The organism is Levilactobacillus acidifarinae DSM 19394 = JCM 15949 (assembly GCF_001434835.1).
Lineage (GTDB): Bacteria > Bacillota > Bacilli > Lactobacillales > Lactobacillaceae > Levilactobacillus > Levilactobacillus acidifarinae.
Map to the genome: position 1 here is coordinate 74,498 of NZ_AZDV01000005.1, position 18,640 is coordinate 93,137.

The 18,640-nt window shown below is 52.6% G+C and carries 17 protein-coding genes; 11 read left to right on the top strand and 6 right to left on the bottom strand.

Annotation, left to right across the window (positions count from 1 at the left end; all coding sequences use genetic code 11):
• Positions 1–44: 44 nt before the first annotated feature.
• The 5 genes from mnmE to rpmH form a co-directional block, all read right to left on the bottom strand.
• The gene (mnmE, locus tag FD25_RS02650) at positions 45–1,436 is read right to left on the bottom strand and encodes a tRNA uridine-5-carboxymethylaminomethyl(34) synthesis GTPase MnmE (RefSeq protein WP_057801041.1); all 1,392 of its coding nucleotides are present in this window, start codon (positions 1,434–1,436) and stop codon (positions 45–47) included.
• A gap of 184 nt (positions 1,437–1,620) precedes the next feature.
• On the bottom strand, positions 1,621–2,403 hold the full coding sequence (gene jag / locus FD25_RS02655; protein ID WP_057801042.1) for an RNA-binding cell elongation regulator Jag/EloR: 783 nt from the start codon (positions 2,401–2,403) through the stop codon (positions 1,621–1,623).
• A 224-nt stretch (positions 2,404–2,627) separates the two neighbouring features.
• The gene (locus FD25_RS02660) at positions 2,628–3,461 is read right to left on the bottom strand and encodes a YidC/Oxa1 family membrane protein insertase (RefSeq protein ID WP_186811146.1); all 834 of its coding nucleotides are present in this window, start codon (positions 3,459–3,461) and stop codon (positions 2,628–2,630) included.
• A gap of 2 nt (positions 3,462–3,463) precedes the next feature.
• A complete protein-coding gene (gene rnpA / locus FD25_RS02665) occupies positions 3,464–3,820 on the bottom strand; it encodes a ribonuclease P protein component (protein WP_057732970.1) in 357 nt (118 codons plus the stop codon).
• Positions 3,821–3,958: 138 nt separating this feature from the next.
• A complete protein-coding gene (gene rpmH / locus FD25_RS13865) occupies positions 3,959–4,093 on the bottom strand; it encodes a 50S ribosomal protein L34 (RefSeq protein WP_083484058.1) in 135 nt (44 codons plus the stop codon).
• A gap of 539 nt (positions 4,094–4,632) precedes the next feature.
• Between rpmH and dnaA the strand changes: the two genes are divergently transcribed.
• From dnaA to FD25_RS02720, 11 genes are all read left to right on the top strand, one after another.
• A complete protein-coding gene (dnaA, locus tag FD25_RS02670; protein ID WP_057801044.1) occupies positions 4,633–5,991 on the top strand; it encodes a chromosomal replication initiator protein DnaA in 1,359 nt (452 codons plus the stop codon).
• Positions 5,992–6,278: 287 nt separating this feature from the next.
• A complete protein-coding gene (dnaN, locus tag FD25_RS02675; protein ID WP_057801045.1) occupies positions 6,279–7,418 on the top strand; it encodes a DNA polymerase III subunit beta in 1,140 nt (379 codons plus the stop codon).
• Between the two features lie 802 nt (positions 7,419–8,220).
• A complete protein-coding gene (gene yaaA / locus FD25_RS02680) occupies positions 8,221–8,448 on the top strand; it encodes a S4 domain-containing protein YaaA (RefSeq protein ID WP_057801046.1) in 228 nt (75 codons plus the stop codon).
• The gene (gene recF / locus FD25_RS02685; protein ID WP_057801047.1) at positions 8,448–9,590 is read left to right on the top strand and encodes a DNA replication/repair protein RecF; all 1,143 of its coding nucleotides are present in this window, start codon (positions 8,448–8,450) and stop codon (positions 9,588–9,590) included. Before yaaA ends, recF begins: the two co-directional genes overlap by 1 nt.
• Positions 9,591–9,610: 20 nt before the next feature.
• Positions 9,611–11,557, top strand: a complete 1,947-nt coding sequence (gene gyrB / locus FD25_RS02690) for a DNA topoisomerase (ATP-hydrolyzing) subunit B (RefSeq protein WP_057801048.1) — start codon at positions 9,611–9,613, stop codon at positions 11,555–11,557.
• A gap of 72 nt (positions 11,558–11,629) precedes the next feature.
• Positions 11,630–14,170, top strand: coding sequence for a DNA gyrase subunit A (gene gyrA, locus FD25_RS02695; RefSeq protein ID WP_057801049.1), 2,541 nt, complete (start codon positions 11,630–11,632; stop codon positions 14,168–14,170).
• A 231-nt stretch (positions 14,171–14,401) separates the two neighbouring features.
• Positions 14,402–14,887 carry a hypothetical protein gene (locus FD25_RS02700; RefSeq protein ID WP_057801050.1) on the top strand — a complete coding sequence of 162 codons (486 nt, stop codon included), beginning with the start codon at positions 14,402–14,404 and terminating at the stop codon, positions 14,885–14,887.
• Positions 14,888–15,087: 200 nt separating this feature from the next.
• Positions 15,088–15,384: a 30S ribosomal protein S6 gene (rpsF, locus tag FD25_RS02705; RefSeq protein ID WP_057801051.1), complete on the top strand. Its 297-nt coding sequence runs from the start codon at positions 15,088–15,090 to the stop codon at positions 15,382–15,384.
• Between the two features lie 40 nt (positions 15,385–15,424).
• Positions 15,425–16,012 (top strand): single-stranded DNA-binding protein, encoded by a 588-nt coding sequence (gene ssb, locus FD25_RS02710; RefSeq protein WP_057801052.1) that lies wholly within the window; start codon positions 15,425–15,427, stop codon positions 16,010–16,012.
• Positions 16,013–16,041: 29 nt separating this feature from the next.
• Positions 16,042–16,278 carry a 30S ribosomal protein S18 gene (rpsR, locus tag FD25_RS02715; protein WP_011666824.1) on the top strand — a complete coding sequence of 79 codons (237 nt, stop codon included), beginning with the start codon at positions 16,042–16,044 and terminating at the stop codon, positions 16,276–16,278.
• Between the two features lie 424 nt (positions 16,279–16,702).
• A complete protein-coding gene (locus FD25_RS02720; RefSeq protein WP_057801053.1) occupies positions 16,703–17,401 on the top strand; it encodes a YoaK family protein in 699 nt (232 codons plus the stop codon).
• Between the two features lie 54 nt (positions 17,402–17,455).
• On the opposite strand, the gene FD25_RS02725 is transcribed toward FD25_RS02720, so the two are convergent.
• Positions 17,456–18,634, bottom strand: coding sequence for a metal-dependent hydrolase family protein (locus tag FD25_RS02725; protein WP_057801054.1), 1,179 nt, complete (start codon positions 18,632–18,634; stop codon positions 17,456–17,458).
• Between the last annotated feature and the right edge of the window lie 6 nt (positions 18,635–18,640).

The following is an 18,640-nucleotide window of genomic DNA, read 5'->3' on the forward strand; positions in this document are numbered from 1 at the left end:
GTAGCTTTTAGTTTCTGCTCAAAAGTTGTCCACAAGGGGATAAACTATTTTCCTAAACAGAATTGGCTGAACAGTTGGTCTAATAACTCGTCTTGGTAACTGTCTCCCGTGATTTCACCCAAGAGATCCCAGGCCCGGGTCATGTCGATCTGCACCAGGTCCACCGGCATACTGATGGCGATGCCGTGCTTCACGTCGTCCAGCGCCGCGCTAGCCTGGTGTAACAACCCGATGTGGCGCGCGTTCGTGACCATGACCGTATTCTGACTGGATTCAATCCCCTCATCGAAGAACAGGTGGGCGATGGTGCTTTCCAGTTGGTCCATCCCCGTACGTTGCAGGATCGAGGTTTCAATCAACGGACTGTCACCGGCCGCGGCCTTGACCGCCGCGAGGTCTAACTTCTGCGGCAGGTCGGTCTTGTTTAAAATCAGGATGCGTTGCGTGTCCGCTGTGGCGGTTAACAACTCGCGGTCTTCGGCGGTCAACGGTTCGCTGGCGTTTAAGACCAACATCACCAAATCGGCGGTGTTGATGGCTTTGCGCGACCGTTCGACCCCAATTTTTTCGACCTTATCGTCGGTCTTGCGAATGCCGGCGGTGTCGATCAGCTTCAACGGCACCCCTTTGACGTTCACGTATTCTTCGATCACGTCCCGCGTGGTCCCGGCGACATCGGTCACGATGGCCTTGTCTTCGTGTAAGAGGTGGTTCAACAGACTACTCTTCCCCACGTTGGGCCGGCCCACAATGGCGGTCGCTAGCCCGTCGCGGAGGACCTTCCCCTGCTTAGCCGTCGCCAATAACGTCTTGATTTGGGCCTGCACTTCGGTGGCCTTTTCCAATAACATCTTGGTGGTCATGGTCTCCACGTCATCGTATTCGGGATAGTCGATATTGACTTCGACCTGGGCCAACGCATCCAAGATGTCCTGGCGTAGGTTTCGAATCAGGTGCGACAAATCGCCGTCCAGCTGGTCTAGGGCGACCTTCATGGACTTATCGGTCTTCGCCCGAATCAAGTCCATCACGGCTTCCGCCTGGGACAGATCAATCCGGCCGTTTAAGAAGGCCCGCTTGGTGTACTCGCCGGGTTCGGCTAACCGGGCACCGTAACTTAAGCACAGCTGTAAGATCCGATTGGTCGCCACGATACCCCCGTGACAGTTGATTTCAATAATATCTTCCTTGGTATAAGTCTTGGGCGCCCGCATGACGGACACCATGACTTCGTCGACTTCCTCACCGTTCTCCGGGTCATAGATGTGCCCGTAATTAATGGTGTGGGTGGCGACTTTCCGCAAGTCCTTACCCTTAAACAACTTCTCGATCACGTCAAAAACGGCTTCCCCGCTCAGACGAATAATCGCAATTCCACCCTCACCAGGTGGGGTCGAAATTGCGGCGATCGTATCAAATTCCGTAGTCGTTGCCATGCTGATCCTCCCTTTACTTCTCAAGTTGACGACCCTGGCGTGTCATTTAACGCCATAAAAAAAAGCACCCACTCCACGCCACCTAACAGACGTGGATAAAGTACTTTCACTACTTTATCGTAAACTTGATAAGAATGATTGTCTTCACTATAAGGTGCTTTGGTCGATTTGTCAATCCCAACGCCTAGGCCGGTTCGATCACGACGGCTCTGTGCGGTTCCTTCCCCGCCGAATACGTAGTCACGTGGCGGTTCTTCGCCAGCGCTGCGTGAATCTGCTTGCGTTCAAACGACGGCATCGGGTCTAAATAGATCGGTTTCCCGGACGCCACGACCTCACGCGCCGTATTCTCGGCTAAGCGCGCCAACGTCGTCCGTCGCCGTTCGCGGTAGTCGGCCACGTCGAGCTCCACGACCACGTGAGCGGCACCGTGATGGTTCAAAAAGAGCTGGGCCAGACTCTGCAGGGCGTTGATGGTCCGCCCGTGCTTACCGATCAGTAGCCCCTCTTTGTCGGTAGCGAGTTCCAAGCGAACTTGCCGCCGGGCCGGCTGTTGCACGTCCACGGTCGCCTGGATGCCCAATTGGTCAACGATGGTCGTGACGTAGTCGGCCACTGCCGCGATGGCGGCCTGCCGCTGTGCACCGTTTTGCGCGGACTGGGCCGGTTGAGCCGATTGCGTTACGGTCGGAGCTGGTTTTGCTGCCACCCGCGGTGCGGCACTAGCGACACTAGTGCCCTGCGCTTCTTCGCTGGCTTGGGGCTGAGGAGTGGCGCTAGTCGATTGCGTCGTCGAAGTCGGGACCTTAAGTTGGACATCGACCTGCGCTTCGCGGTGCCCGATCCCGAGCCACCCCTTGCGTGCGGCGGTCACGACCTGCACCGTCACCTGTTCGCGCGTCGCGTTCAGCGCGTCCAATCCCGCCGTGATGGCGGCTGCTTCCGTTTTCCCCGTAAAGATCGTCATGGTGTTTCCTCCGTTCTACGTTTCAATCATTTGTTAGTATACCATTCTCCCCTAGCAGCGTCAGGTGAAAACGGTGGTCCAACGCAAACTGCGTTATCCCCCGGTGGATAACTTAAAAAACGGGTGCCCAATGTCTGGTAAGTGTCCGGTTTCAATCTTGGTCATAAAAAAAACCGCTCAAGCTTTAACAGCCCAGCGGTTTAAAATGCATTTAATGTTGTGTATTACTTACGACGACTTTGCTTAGCCTTACGAATGGCGCGGCGAACGGCCCGTTCGTGGTCGGCTTCAGCTTTTTCTTTTTCGTCACGTTCGGCTTGAATCTTCCACGGGTTTTGAATCAAGAGGGTTTGCCCCACCTGGAACACGTAGGAGACCGTCCAGTACAGTGACAAAGACGATGGAACGTTTAAGGCAGTGAAGAAAACCACTACCGGCATCCCGAAGACCATCATGGTGTTCATCGAGCTGGTTTCTGGCGCCGACTTAGTCGTTAACCAGGAACTGGCCATCGTGGCTAACGCCGCGAGGACTGGCAGGATGAAGTACGGGTCCTTGTGGCCCAATTGTAACCACAAGAAACTCCCCGACCGCAGAATGGCGGTCCGCCAAATGGCTTGGTACAGCGCCCAGATAATGGGCAACTGAACCACGGCTGGTAAGCACCCCATCAACGGGTTAATACCCGCTTCGGAGTACAGTTTTTGCTGCTCAGCTTGTAATTTTTGAACCGTTTCCCGGTCCTTAGATGAATATTTCTTTTGTAAGGCCTTAACCTTGGGTTGAATCTCTTGGGTCTTCCGCATGCTGCGCGTTTGGAAGATCATTAACGGTAACAGGATAATCCGGATCACAATGGTGAAGAGGATAATTCCCATCCCGTAACTATTGCCGAAGAAATGCGCCAACCAGATAATCGCCCGCGAGAAGTTTAGGACGATCAGACCGTCCCAAATCCCCGTACTTTGATTGGTGATTGGTTTATTACTACAAGCGGAGAGAATGAACACCAGGCTCACGATACCTAACATCAGTAGGGTACGTCTGTACTTTTTCACAGTTATTCCTCGCTATAGTTGGAATCTAGCAGTTGCGCCAACTTGAGTACGTGAATCATACTCTGCTTGGCATCCGCCATGGAAATCCCGTCTGCTCTAGGCCGGGCGATCACGAGAAAATCCACGTCTTGTTTCAAGAAGGGCTTTAACTCGAGAAGGCTCTGGCGAATTCGCCGTTTGACCCAGTTACGGTGCACGGCATTCCCAATCTTCTTGCCGACGGACACGCCGACCCGAAAATGTTTTTGCCCTGGCTTGGCCATTGAATACACCACAAACTGCCGATTAGCGACCGAATTTCTGGTTTCAAAGACCTGCTGAAATTCCGCTTCTTTCTTAATGCGGTAAGATTTTCGCATGGAGCATCTCCAAAATTTTCACGATCTTAATGATCAGAATTGACGACCAGTCGGCTGACTGGCACAAACAGTCCGAGGGGCATTGGGGTCCCAGTACCGACTCAGATAAAATAAAAAGACCACTGAACCCTCAGCGGCCTATGCAGACAATACTTTACGTCCCTTTTGACGGCGACGTGCTAAGACGTGACGGCCGTTACTAGTACTCATCCGTTTGCGGAAACCGTGTACACGTGAACGGTGACGCTTCTTTGGTTGGTAAGTGCGCTTCATCGTGACACCTCCTTTATATCAAGTTTTTGATTGGTTGCCCGACACAGGGTCGAACAGACTAAATGCATTTCTTGACCATATTAGCATAAAACCGCCGGAATGAAAACCAGAAGTTGTAATTTCCAGCAAAAAGTTCTCCCCGGTTAATCTTGTTTCATACACATTTGCTGTGGATAACCCAAACCGGCCCAAAAAGTTATCCCGGACTTGCTCACCGGTTTATCCCCAGTTTCACAACGTGTGAATTCCCGATTTTTTCGACTTGTCGAAAATGTGGATAACTTGTGAAACATGCAATAGAATAATGTTTCCCAGGTTTTTGTCACTGTGGATAACTCGGAATAACTTTTAAAATCCACAGAAATCAGCATCCTGTGGATAACTGTTATGAACTTGGTGTGAAACAATTAGTCACAGGGTGCATTTACCTGTGGAAAACTTTTTTCTGACATGCTACACTGAATATACGTTTTCCACCGACGTAACGTTTCTCGTTGGTGGCCACGTCATCAAATTTGTAATTTAGGGGGATCCCATTAGTGCCAGATATGTCAACTTTATGGACTGATATCCAAGAGTCGTTCAAACAGAGCTACTCCAAGACGTCCTATGCGACTTGGATCGCGTCTGCCAAGCCGATTTCCCTGGTGGGGAATAAATTGACGTTGGAACTCCCGTCACCGCTGCACCGCGACTACTGGACCAATCAACATCTGGACCAGCAATTGGTCGAATACGCTTATCAAGCCACTCATGAAGACGTTCAACCCGTGTTAATTCTGGAAGGCGAGCGGCAACAACAGGCCACCTTAAAGGCCCAAGCTGCCGACGCCCCCGCTGAAGCGACGCGTGAACCCACGCCCACTTTTATGAAGGAAACGACGTTGAACCCCCGCTACACGTTCGATACTTTCGTCATCGGTAAGGGCAACCAAATGGCCCACGCCGCAGCCTTAGTGGTCTCCGAAGAACCCGGTGTGATGTACAATCCACTGTTCTTCTACGGGGGCGTCGGGCTGGGCAAAACCCACTTGATGCACGCCATCGGTAACAAAATGCTGGAGGACCATCCCGCAACGAAAGTGAAGTACGTGACCAGTGAGGCCTTCACGAACGACTTTATTAACGCGATTCAGACCCGGACGCAGGAAAAGTTTCGACAGGAGTACCGAAACGTCGACCTACTACTCGTCGATGATATTCAGTTCTTTGCTAATAAGGAAGGAACACAGGAAGAATTCTTCCATACATTTAACGCCTTATATGATGAAGGCAAACAGATCGTTTTAACGTCCGACCGCTTACCCAACGAAATTCCTAAGCTACAAGACCGGTTAGTATCCCGGTTTGCTTGGGGCCTTTCTGTGGATATCACCCCGCCGGACCTCGAAACGCGGATCGCCATCCTGCGTAACAAAGCGGATGCTGACCAAGTCGATATTCCCGACGACACGCTGAGTTACATTGCCGGACAAATCGACTCTAACGTGCGCGAACTCGAAGGGGCCCTGGCCCGCGTGCAAGCCTATCACCGCTTGATGCGTCAACCGATCACCACGGATCTGGCCGCCGAAGCCTTGAAGGGCTTGAACCTCGCACACAACGAAGCCACGCTCACCATTCCGACCATTCAGGATTGTGTAGCCCGCTACTTTGACGTGTCGCTCAAAGACCTTAAGGGTAAGAAACGCAAAAAGGCCATCGTCATTCCCCGCCAAATCGCTATGTACCTGTCCCGGGAGCTGACCGACTCGTCACTCCCCCGGATCGGGAACGAATTTGGCGGCAAGGACCACACCACCGTGATCCACGCCTACGATAAGATTGCCGCTTCCCTCAAAGACGATGCCGAACTGCAAAAGGACATCGCGGATCTCAAGGAAGAGTTACGCCATTAAGACCGTTCCGGCGTCGCCAGTTGACTGGCGTTGCACAGACGTCCCCACGGTCTTTTTGGTTGCCGTTAGTGTATGATAGACTTATCCCCGGAAAGGGGTGTGTGGATAACCACCACCAAAGTCCACCGGTTATCCACAAGTTTTCCACAGGTGGATAAGCTTACGGGCTCTATGTTCCGCACGATTATCCACATTATCCACCGGTCTACTACGACTACTGTTTTTTCTTTTAATTAAGTTAAACCCTAGTCTCCAAGGAGACTATCAAAAAAGGAGTGTCATTCCGTATGCAATTTACGATTAACCGGGCAGCTTTCGTGAAAGAACTCAATAACGTGTCCCGGGCCATTTCATCTAAGACCACGATTCCCATCTTGACGGGGTTAAAAATTGTGGCCAGTGACGCTGGTCTACTCTTGACCGGATCCAACGCCGATATTTCGATTGAAACCTTGATTCGAGCCGATGATCCCGACAATGGCCTAACCATTGAAGACAACGGCGCAATCGTGTTAACCGCGCACTTCTTCAGTGAAATCGTGAAGCGGTTGCCGGAAAAGACCATGACGGTCACGGTCAAGGATGGGTTCCAGACCGAAATCACGTCCGGGTCCGCCGCCTTCAACATCAACGGCCAGGACGCTAACAATTATCCACATTTGCCAGAAGTAGACGCAGAAGATTCCGTCGTCCTTTCGGGGGCCGTGTTCAAGGAATTGATCAGCCAAACCGTCATTGCGGTTTCCACGCAAGAAAGTCGGCCGATCCTAACCGGGGTCCACTTCGTCTTGAACGACAATCAGTTCTTGGCGGTAGCGACCGATAGTCACCGGTTGAGCCAACGGCAAATTGAATTGCCGACGCCGACCAACGCCAACTTCGACGTGATCATTCCCGGAAAGAGTTTGACCGAACTCTCCCGGATGATTGGGGACGAAGACGATGACGTGAAGATGCAATTCTCCGAAAACCAAGTGTTGTTCCTCTTGGGCGACACCTCGTTTTACTCCCGGTTGCTAGAAGGGAACTACCCGGACACCTCGCGGTTGATCCCAAAGACCGCGTCGACCACGATGGAAATCGAAGCGCCCGAATTATTGGCGGCCGTGGAACGGGCATCGTTACTCTCCCACGAATCCCGGAACAACGTGGTTAAGCTGACCTTGAAGCCAGACACCAAGGAAGTCACGATCTTCAGTAACTCCCCGGATGTCGGGAACGTTGAAGAAGAATTGACGCCTAAGGATATGGACGGGGCCGAACTGGAAATTTCCTTCAACCCGGATTACATGAAGGATGCCTTACGTTCCTTCGGGCAAACCGCGATTCGCGTGGCGTTCACGTCACCGTTGCGGCCGTTCACGTTAGTGCCGACCGAAGATACCAGCAACTTTATTCAACTGATTACGCCGGTCCGGACGTTCTAAAGTTATCCACCGAAAGTGGAGATAACCGCGTCAATTCGGGGATAAGTCCCATGAGTAATTGACAGGATTTTATAGCATTGGGGATAACCAACCCTAAACTTAGAAAAAAGTGAGTCACCCTTTGTGGGGGCTCACTTTTTTTAGCTTTAAGGGAACTGAATTGGGGTAAAAGCGACTGATTAGTGCTCAAAATGGGGCCGAAAAAAGAACACCACGGAGCGTGGCGTTCTTTTTCCGAAATTAACTTTAGTTGCGGTGAATCCCTTGGTAGGTCTGACTTGCGCAGTCAACTTATCCCCGAAGTTACGCACACTTTGGGGATAAGTCGGGGGATTGGGGACAAACGAATGGTCGGATGAGTAACGGTCGTCATTGGTCAACGGGACTAGGCCGAAGTTATCCACTTTCGGGGGATAACTAGGGAACCGGGACTGCCCCTGCCTGGGCCACAATCGGTGGCGAGGAAGGTCGTGGTTTCAGTCGTTTTCAAGCCAACATAAGCGTCACGAAATGGTTTTCATTTTAGCTAATTGGCTGATGAAGTATAACGATTTACATCGTGAAAATCCCCTAAATTGCGGGCGCAATCTTTTCACAAACGGTTACTTGCTGAAAATTACTTAAAAATCGACTTATTTTGGCCATATGGCACTGTTTCGGTTTCTGAGCAGATTTACCTGCTTTTTGGAAAAAATATCAAAAATGCTAATAACGGGCTTAAAACGCCGAAATCAGGCGGTGAATCTGTACTTTTTGCGTAAAAGCGGTATAATATAAGTAAAGAAAATGAAGGGGTGAAGTTGTGAAAAAAGCAATTTTCATTGAGACGCCCTACATCACACTAGGTCAGATGCTCAAGGAAGAATCCATTATCGGTACGGGTGGTCAAGCCAAGTGGTACTTGCGGGAGAACACCGTGATGGTGAACGACGAACCGGATAACCGGCGGGGTCGCAAGCTGTACCCGGGCGATAACATTACCGTACCTGATGCCGGATCGTTTTTGATTCGTTCAAAGCAGGGTGAATAATGTATTTGCAAGAATTGCAGCTCCAAAATTTCCGTAATTATACGGCGGCGGACTTACGACTAGGTCAGGGCATTAACGTCCTGTTGGGCGAAAACGCGCAGGGTAAAACTAACCTTTTAGAGGCGATTTACGCGTTGGCCCTGACTCGCAGTCACCGCACAGCTAACGATCACGATTTGATCAACTGGCAGGCCAAGACGGCCCGGGTCAGTGGTCGGGTGGTCAAGGCTAGCGGGACGACGCCTTTGGAGCTGACTTTTTCGCGTCAAGGCAAACGCGCTAAAATCAATCACTTAGAACAGGCCCGCCTCTCCCAGTATGTGGGTCAGCTCAACGTGATTTTATTTGCGCCGGAAGACTTGGCGATTGTTAAAGGCGCCCCGACCGTGCGGCGGCGGTTCATGGACATGGAATTTGGCCAGATGAACCCGCGGTACCTGTATAACCTGAGTCAGTACCGGACGTTGCTCAAGCAGCGTAACCAGTACCTGAAGGATTTACAGCACCACCGCCAACACGACTTGTTATTACTCGACGTGTTGACCGACCAACTGGCGGCGTACGGCGCCGACATTATTCACCAACGACTGGTCTTGCTGCACCGCTTGGAACAGTGGGCCCAGTCGATTCACGCTGAGATTTCCCAGCACCGAGAAACCCTAACCTTTCACTACGCGACGCAGGTGGCCGAGTCAGCGTTAGGCGATCCCAAGACCATCTGTGATGCATTAACGGCGCTTTATCAGAAGCAACGTGACAAAGAACTCTATCAGGGCACCACGCTGATTGGGCCGCACCGCGACGATTTGCGGTTTCAGGTCAACGATAAGAACGTGCAAACGTTCGGTTCGCAAGGCCAGCAACGGACCACGGCGTTGAGTGTCAAACTCGCAGAAATTGAGTTAATGAAGGCTGAGACCGGAGAATATCCGGTCTTATTATTGGATGACGTCCTGTCCGAACTGGACGATGCGCGGCAAACGCACCTATTGACCGCCATTCAGGACAAAGTTCAAACGTTTATAACCACCACCAGCTTGAGCGGGATCACCCGTCAGTTGATCAAGGACCCGACGATTTTTCACGTCAGTGCCGGGTCCGTGGTGGCCGATGAGTCGGGCGATTCAACGCCGGCTGAGTAATCTGTAAGGAGGATTAGACTGTGGCTGAAAACGAAAAAGAAACCAAGGAAGAACGTGCCCGTGAATATGATGCCAGCCAAATCCAGGTCCTAGAAGGTCTGGAAGCGGTCCGCAAGCGTCCCGGAATGTACATTGGGACCACGAGTTCCCAAGGCCTGCACCATTTGGTGTGGGAAATTGTGGATAACGGGATTGATGAAGCCTTGGCGGGCTTTGCCGATGCCATTCACGTGACGGTCGAAAAGGACAACAGTATCACCGTGACCGATAACGGTCGGGGGATTCCGGTGGACATTCAGAAGAAGACGGGGAAACCCGCTTTGGAAACGGTCTTCACCATCCTGCACGCCGGCGGTAAGTTCGGCGGTGGCGGGTACAAGGTCTCCGGCGGGTTACACGGGGTCGGGGCTTCCGTCGTGAACGCCCTGTCCACCGAACTGGACGTCCAAGTCGTTCGGGGCGGCAAACGTTACGCCATGGACTTTACCCGCGGCCACGTCAAGACCCCGATGCACGTGACGGAAACGGGGCTACCGGAGGAAAAGCACGGCACCATTGTGCACTTCTTGCCGGATCCCGATATTTTCCGGGAAACCACGACTTTCGACATTAAAACGCTGACCACGCGGATTCGTGAACTGGCCTTTCTTAACAAGGGCTTACGGATTACGATTCGTGACGAACGGCCAGAAACACCGACGGAAGAAGACTTCCACTACGAAGGTGGGATTCGCCACTACGTCGACTATTTAAACGAAAATAAAACCACGTTATTTGAACCGCCAATCTACGTGGAAGGTCAGGAAAACGGGATTACCGTGGAAGTCGCCTTACAATACACCGACGACTACCACAACAACCTGCTGACCTTTACCAACAACATCCACACCTACGAAGGGGGGACCCACGAGGAAGGCTTCAAGCGAGCCTTGACGCGGGTGGTCAACGACTACGCCCGGCAGAACAAGTTGATGAAGGATAACGAAGCCAACTTGACCGGGGACGACGTGCGGGAAGGGTTAACGGCCGTAGTTTCGGTCAAACACCCGGATCCACAATTTGAAGGTCAGACCAAGACCAAGTTGGGGAACTCCGACGCCCGGACGGCCGTGGATCACACCTTTGCCGACCACTTCATGCGCTTTTTGATGGAGCATCCCGACGTGGCCCGCAAGATTGTGGATAAGGGGACGTTAGCCTCCAAGGCCCGGGTGGCCGCTAAGCGTGCCCGGGAAGTCACCCGCAAGAAGAGTGGCTTGGAAATCAGTAACCTCCCCGGGAAATTGGCGGATAACACCTCCAAGGACCCAGCCATCTCGGAACTCTTCATCGTCGAAGGGGACTCCGCCGGTGGGTCGGCCAAGCAAGGCCGGTCGCGGTTAACGCAGGCCATCTTACCGATTCGGGGGAAGATCTTAAACGTGGAAAAGGCTTCGATGGACCGGATTTTAGCCAACGAAGAAATTCGCTCGCTGTTCACGGCCATGGGGACCGGCTTTGGGGACGATTTTGACGTCGCTAAGGCGAATTACCATAAATTAATTATCATGACCGATGCCGATGTCGACGGGGCGCACATTCGGACCCTGTTGTTAACGTTGATCTACCGTTACATGCGGCCATTACTCGATGCGGGCTTTGTGTACATTGCCCAGCCACCGCTGTACCGGATCCGGCAAGGCAAGTACCAACGTTACATTGACTCTGAAGAGGAACTGAAGACAGTCTTGGGGCAGTTATCCCCATCACCGAAGCCGCAAATTCAACGGTACAAAGGGTTAGGTGAAATGGACGCGGAACAATTGTGGGAAACCACGATGAATCCGGACAACCGGCGCCTCTTACGAGTGGATGCCAAGGATGCCATCAACGCCGACCAAGTCTTCAGCATGCTGATGGGCGATAAAGTTGCGCCCCGGCGTGAATTTATCGAAGACAATGCCACCTTCGCCGATCTCGACGTTTAAGCGTTACGCGAAGCACACCGTTGAGATGAACTCGACGGCTGGCACACGGAAGTAGGAACGGAGGATAAAAATTTGGCTGATCAAGATTTGACCCATACGCGAATTACCGACGTGGACCTGTCGCAAACCATGCGCAGTTCCTTCTTGGATTACGCGATGAGTGTTATCGTGGCCCGGGCCCTTCCCGATGTGCGGGACGGACTTAAGCCGGTACACCGGCGGATTCTGTACGATATGCACGAACTGGGGATTACACCCGATAAACCCTTCCGGAAATCGGCCCGGGTGGTCGGTGACGTGTTAGGGAAGTATCACCCCCACGGGGATACGGCGGTCTACGAATCCATGGTACGGATGGCCCAAGATTTCTCGTATCGCTACATGTTAGTGGACGGTCACGGGAACTTCGGCTCCGTCGATGGGGACGGCGCCGCTGCCATGCGGTATACCGAAGCGCGGTTGAGTAAGATTGCGCTGGAAATGCTGCGTGACATCAATAAAGATACGATTGATTATCAAGATAACTACGATGGCAGTGAACGTGAACCCGTTGTTTTGCCGTCCCGGTTCCCGAACCTCTTAGTCAACGGGGCGTCCGGGATCGCCGTGGGGATGGCCACCAACATTCCGCCGCACAACTTGACGGAAGTCATTAGTGCGTTACACATTCTGATGAAGAACCCCGATGCCACGCTGGCCGACTTAATGGAGGCCTTACCGGGGCCCGATTTCCCAACCGGGGGGATCGTGATGGGCAAGGCGGCCATTCGCCGGGCTTACGAGACCGGGAAGGGCACCATTACCCTGCGCGCCAAGGTCGACATCGAGGAAGAAAAGAACGGTAAGCAACGAATCGTCGCCACCGAAATTCCGTACATGGTCAACAAGGCTAAACTCATCGAACGGATCGCCGAACTGGCCCGTGATAAGCGGATCGAAGGCATCACCGACGTGAACGATGAATCCGACCGGACCGGGATGCGAATCGTGGTCGATGTCCGGCGGGATGCCAGCGCCGAAGTCATCTTGAACAACCTGTACAAGATGACGTTGATGCAGACGTCCTTTGGAATCAACATGTTGGCCATCGTGGATGGGGCGCCGAAGGTCTTGGGCCTGAAGTCCATTCTCGAACACTACCTGGACTTCCAACTGGAAGTTATTCGGCGGCGGACGGCCTTTGACCTGAAGAAGGCCGAGGCCCGGGCCCACATCCTGGAGGGGTTGCGGATTGCGCTGGACCACATTGACGAGATCATCACGATCATTCGCCAATCCCAGACGGCCGAACTCGCCAAGAACGAATTGATTACCCGTTTCAGCCTGTCAGACAAGCAATCGCAAGCCATCTTGGACATGCGGTTGGTTCGCCTGACCGGTTTGGAACGTGAAAAGGTCGAAAAGGAGTACAAGGACTTACAGACGGCCATTGCCGACTATAAGGCCATCTTGGCTTCTAAAGAACGACAACAGGAAATCATCTACCAGGAACTATTGGACATTCAAAACAAGTTTGGCGACAAGCGCCGGACCGAATTGATGGTCGGCGAAGTCTTGAGTCTGGAAGACGAAGACCTGATCGCTGAAGAAGACGTCGTGGTGTCACTGACCCACAACGGCTACATCAAGCGGCTCCCAACGACCGAATTTAAGGCCCAAAACCGGGGTGGTAAAGGGGTTCAAGGCATGGGCGTGCACGAAGACGACTTTATCGAACACTTAGTCGCCACCTCGACGCACGACATGCTCCTGTTCTTCACCAACACCGGGAAGGTCTACCGGATGAAGGGGTACGAGATTCCCGAATACGGGCGTTCGGCCAAGGGAATTCCGGTCATCAATTTGTTGGGCATCAACACCGATGAACACGTCCAAGCGGTCATTAACGTAGCCAATCCGGGGCAAAACACCGAACGTGATCTGTTCTTCACCACGGTGCACGGAACGGTTAAACGCACGCCGGTCGACGAGTTTGCCAACATCCGGAGTAACGGATTGAAGGCGTTGAACTTAAAAGACGGCGACGAGTTAATGAACGTGGCTATCATCAAGAACGATGCTAACATGATCATCGGGACGCACCTGGGCTACGCGGTTAGTTTCGCGGCGGAAGACGTGCGGTCGATGGGCCGTTCGGCGACCGGGGTCCGCGGGATTCGCCTGCGCGATCACGATTACGTCATCGGCGCCAGCGTCTTGAAGCCCACGGATCACGTCTTCGTGATTTCCGAAAAGGGCTACGGCAAGCAAACCGCCGCCACCGAATACCCAATTAAGGGTCGGGGCGGTAAGGGAATCAAGACCGTTAACGTGAGCGCCAAGAATGGACCGTTAGCCGGTCTGACCACGGTTGCGGGTGATGAAGACATCATGTTGATCACCAACAAAGGGGTCATGATCCGCTTTAGCGTGGCCGACGTGTCCGAAACGGGTCGGGCGACCTTAGGGGTCCACCTGATTCGCTTGAACGACGACGCGAAGGTGGCCACCATGGCCAAGGTTGCTAAGGAAGACGACAGCGATTCGTCGACCGATGAGTCAGCGGCACCAGCCGCCGACACCACCGCGGACGAAACACCAGCGCCAACCGAGCATCCAACGGCTGAAAATTAAAGTGACAAGCACCATTGAGCGTTACCCCCTGTGGGTAGCGCTTTTTTTTGCGGAGTGGGTTAAACCGTAAAGGGGCGTCGGAGCCCAGCCTAAATAGCAAAAACGTTCGGGTTTGGCGTAGCAATTGCGTCGTTATAATCAAATAAATATTTATCTGATTATGCAAAGGTTTTCCCCGCTTGCGCTGCGAGTACCTGCTGGCTACACTGGGGCCATTAGGAGGCGAGGCGTATGACGCCGGTAGATATTCAGCGTTGGGCGGTAGCGGCACTGGGACGTTCAGCCGTGTTGGAGACCAGCACTCAGGGAGCGGAAATTGATTTGGCTTTACACATCACTCGGGTCGCGCCGTTTTGCGTGTTTTTTGATCAACTAGGGCGGTGGCAACAACGATTTACCACCAATGATTTGGTAAACGAACGGGGCGACGTGTTATCCTTTCAAGTCCACGTGGATTGTCGCCCCTTACCGCCAGTGATTCCGAATTTGCGGGTCACGGAGATTAAGACGGCCTTGCAGTTTTTACTGGGAACCCACGCCCAGCTGGATATCTCGTGGCGCACCTTCGAGGGCGTTGTGACCTGGCAGCCGCAGCGGTTACAGGACCTGAGTGCGTTGGTCAATTTCTTAGGCAGCATACAGGTGGCCTACCAATTAGTCGCCACGGCGAGTCAACGAGTTCAGCTCCGGCTCGACCTGAACGATTTTCAAAAATAACTTTTTTTCGAAAAAAAGTTAGCCGGTCGTGCGGAGTTAACGGTGTATCGTCAGTCACGCCCAGTCGGTCGGCCCCGATTTGCGTTGCAATTGTTTTTATGCTATACTACTAGCTTGTGAGTATCTGGCTTACGCTAGTGACTCTCCTTGCTTCCGCACAAGAGGCGGGGGCCTGAAGTCCATAAGGAGGTGTACGATTCATGGAAACTACGAAATACGAAATTACCTACATCATTCGTCCAGATCTTGACGACGCTGCTAAGACTGCTTTGGTAGAACGTTTTGACAAGATTGTTACGGATAACGGTGCAGAAATCATCAGTTCGAAAGACTGGTCAAAGCGTCGTTTTGCTTACGAAATCGGCGGTTACAACGAAGGTATCTACCACGTCGTAACGTTGAACGCTAACGATGACGAAGCTTTGAACGAATTCGACCGTTTAGCCAAGATCAATGGCGATATCTTACGTCATATGATCGTTAAGCGCGAAGACTAATTCTAACTTTAACTTTTAATTTGAGAGGAGTTATTCAGCAATGATCAACCGAGTAGTACTTACTGGCCGACTGACACGGGACGTTGACTTACGATACACCCAAGGCGGTGCTGCTGTTGCCACTTTTACATTGGCCGTTGATCGGCGGTTCACCAACCAGCAAGGTGAGCGGGAAGCTGATTTCGTTAGTTGTGTGATTTGGCGCAAGTCCGCGGAGAATTTTGCCCAATACATGCATAAAGGGTCCTTGGTCGGCATCGAAGGCCGGTTGCAAACCCGAAACTACGAAAATCAGCAGGGCCAACGGGTCTATGTGACCGAAGTGGTCGTCGAAAACTTTTCCTTCTTGGAACCTCGTTCGAGCAATCGTAACGCGGCGCCCCAAGGTGGAAACAATTACGGCGCTCCTGTGAATAACGCTCCTCAGAATAATCAGACTCAGAATAACAATCCGTTCACTAGTGGCACCAACAATGGGTCGCAAGCGAACACTAACTCGAATCCCGCACCTAGTGCGCCGGCCGGGAACAACCAGCCCAATAACGGTAACAATGGTAGCAATGCCAACGATCCGTTTGCGAATACTGGCGACTCGATTGATATTTCTGACGATGATTTACCGTTCTAAAAACTCACTAAACGAGGAGGGAATTATCCATGGCAGGACAACGTCGTGGCGGCCGTCGCCGTCGTAAGGTTGACTTCATCGCAGCCAACCACATCGAATACATTGATTACAAAGACACTGACTTATTACGTCGATTCATTTCTGAACGAGGCAAGATTTTACCTCGCCGGGTTACTGGTACTAGTGCCAAGAACCAACGTAAGTTAACGATCGCTATCAAGCGTTCACGGATTATGGGCTTAATGCCATTCGTCAGCGAAGAGTAGCATCAGAAACGACGCCTTTTAGGGGGCGTCGTTTTTTTATCCCCAAATTTAGTGAGTTATGCACAGAAAACGGTGGATAACTACCAGATTTAGGGGATAACTCGGAAAAGACTACTAAATCTAGTGGCTAATGGGGTAACCAGAGCTGATTATGGTGGGGGTTAGTCAGTGACGAGAACCATGATGAATGAAATAGTTAATTTAATTAATTTATGGTATGAAAATATGCATGCTCGATGATTAAGCGAAATAGCGCAAGTAACGCCTAACTTATGCACACTTGTGGACAATTCTGTGCATAACTTCGGTGATTATTCAAAAAGTGATTGACAAGTAAAGCGGCTATTAAAGAGATACCGATCGACTTGCGTTCCCCTGCCAAGTTTTCTATGCTGGTAACATTAAGAACCTGGGAGGCGACACCGTGGGACGTTATCAGAATTCACAAATTTTTCAGCTGAGAGAGATTGGGTTGGGCCTAACCTTTATTGGTGGGTTTATCGACGCCTATACCTTCGTCCAGCGCGGTGGGGTGCTGGCGGCGGGACAGACCGGGAATCTGATCTTTCTGAGCGTAGACGTTGCCCAGCGAGACTTACCGGGGGTTCTGACCAAGTTGGCCACGGTCCTGGCGTTTATGCTGGGGGTGGTGGCGGTGCGCATCTGGGAGTACCACATTCGCCCACGCTCGCATTACTGGCGGCTCATCAGTCTGCTGTCAGAATTAATCGTTTGCGGCATCGTGGGCGGCTTACCGGCCAGTGTTCCCAACTACATGGTGACGCCACCCCTAGCGCTGGTAATGGCCATGCAGACCACGGCCTTTGGCACCATTTCCGGGCACGGCTACAACAACGTGTTTTCGACCGGGAACCTCAAGAAGGCCACCAGTGCACTGACGGCGTACGGCATGAGTAGCGACCCGGCACAACTAGTCACCAGTCAGGTCTACTTCGAGCTGGTGGGGGCCTTCGCGGGCGGTGCGATCATGTCGGCACTCCTGCAAAACTGGTGGGGGACACGGACGATTTGGGTCGCCGCGGGGGTCGTCGTCCTGGTTGGCGGGTACTACGTGGGACTACTATTCCGCCGTGCTCGGGACACTGAAAATCAGAAAAATTAACGTCAAAAAGCGACCAGTTACCGGAGTTTCCAGTAGCTGGTCGCTTTTAAGGGTTTAGAATTCGCGGTGGCCCCCCAGGTAGACCTGTTTGTCGGCCTGGACCACGTTGGCCGTGTCGGCTAAGGGATCGTTCTTTAAGACTTGGAAATCGGCGAACTTGCCGACCTCTAGGGTGCCGTAATCGTCCGCCACGCCTAAGAGCTGTGCGGAGTTTAGGCTTGAGCATTGGTAGGCCTGAGCGGGGGTCATTCCCAATTTGGTTAGGAGACCGAACTCCTTAGGCGTCAGGTCAAACCCGTTGAATGGGGTTCCGGCGTCCGTGCCGCAGGTGAATTTAACGCCTAATTGAAAGGCCTTGGTAAGGTTGACGTAGGTGTCATCGAGGGCGTCGGCCGCCTTCTTGACCTCCCAATCGGGTAAGTGCCCCTTCCCGTATGCGGGGATTACCCATTCGGCAATCAGGGTCGGCGTTAGGTACGTGTTTTGCGCCGCCATTTGTTTAGCCTCATCGGGGGTCACGTAAAAACCGTGCTCGATGGAGTCTACCCCGGCGTCTAAGGCGTTTTGAATCCCCGGATTTCCTTCTGCGTGGGCGGCGACGACCCGGCGCTTGTGATGGGCTTCTTCGACGGCGACGTGCATTTCGGCCGTAGAGAGTTGGGGGTCTTCCATGAAGTCATTAGGGGTCATGACGCCGCCGGTGGCAATCACCTTGACACTGTCGATTCCCAACTTAAACGCTTGCCGGATGGCCTTACGCATTTCGTCGGGAGAATCGACCAGGTTACCACTATGGGGGCCATCCCCGTGCCCCCCGGTCATGGTAAAGGCGCGCCCGGACGTCAAAAAGTGCGGGGTGTGAGGGAGTTTGCCGTCGGCCTGCATCCGTTTGAGGGCAACGTCGACGTCGTACTTGGTTCCACATTGGCGTAAGAAGGTCACCCCGGATTTTAACAGGGCTTGTAAATTCTGGGTGGCGAATACGGCGGCTTCGGCCTCGGTTTGGCCATAATTGCCGTTAAAGGATTGCGGATCGGCGGTGACGTGGGTGTGGACGTTTAAGAAGCCGGGCATCACGTATTGACCGTTTAAATCAACGAGGTTCTCGGTGGCGGTGGGGGTTCCGGTTCCGCGAGCGGTCAACCGACCGGTTTCGTTAACGGTAAACCAGGCATCCGGGGTGTTGTGATCGGTACGACCATCGAATAAGGTGCAATTAAAAAAAGTTGTCATGAGTAA

Excerpts from the sequence above, each read along its gene's own strand:
- mnmE (WP_057801041.1), bottom strand. The coding sequence starts at position 1,436 with ATGGCAACGACTACGGAATTTGATACGATCGCCGCAATTTCGACCCCA.
- jag (WP_057801042.1), bottom strand. The coding sequence starts at position 2,403 with ATGACGATCTTTACGGGGAAAACGGAAGCAGCCGCCATCACGGCGGGA.
- rnpA (WP_057732970.1), bottom strand. The coding sequence starts at position 3,820 with ATGCGAAAATCTTACCGCATTAAGAAAGAAGCGGAATTTCAGCAGGTC.
- rpmH (WP_083484058.1), bottom strand. The coding sequence starts at position 4,093 with ATGAAGCGCACTTACCAACCAAAGAAGCGTCACCGTTCACGTGTACAC.
- dnaN (WP_057801045.1), top strand. The coding sequence starts at position 6,279 with ATGCAATTTACGATTAACCGGGCAGCTTTCGTGAAAGAACTCAATAAC.
- recF (WP_057801047.1), top strand. The coding sequence starts at position 8,448 with ATGTATTTGCAAGAATTGCAGCTCCAAAATTTCCGTAATTATACGGCG.
- FD25_RS02700 (WP_057801050.1), top strand. The coding sequence starts at position 14,402 with ATGACGCCGGTAGATATTCAGCGTTGGGCGGTAGCGGCACTGGGACGT.
- rpsF (WP_057801051.1), top strand. The coding sequence starts at position 15,088 with ATGGAAACTACGAAATACGAAATTACCTACATCATTCGTCCAGATCTT.
- ssb (WP_057801052.1), top strand. The coding sequence starts at position 15,425 with ATGATCAACCGAGTAGTACTTACTGGCCGACTGACACGGGACGTTGAC.
- rpsR (WP_011666824.1), top strand. The coding sequence starts at position 16,042 with ATGGCAGGACAACGTCGTGGCGGCCGTCGCCGTCGTAAGGTTGACTTC.
- FD25_RS02725 (WP_057801054.1), bottom strand. The coding sequence starts at position 18,634 with ATGACAACTTTTTTTAATTGCACCTTATTCGATGGTCGTACCGATCAC.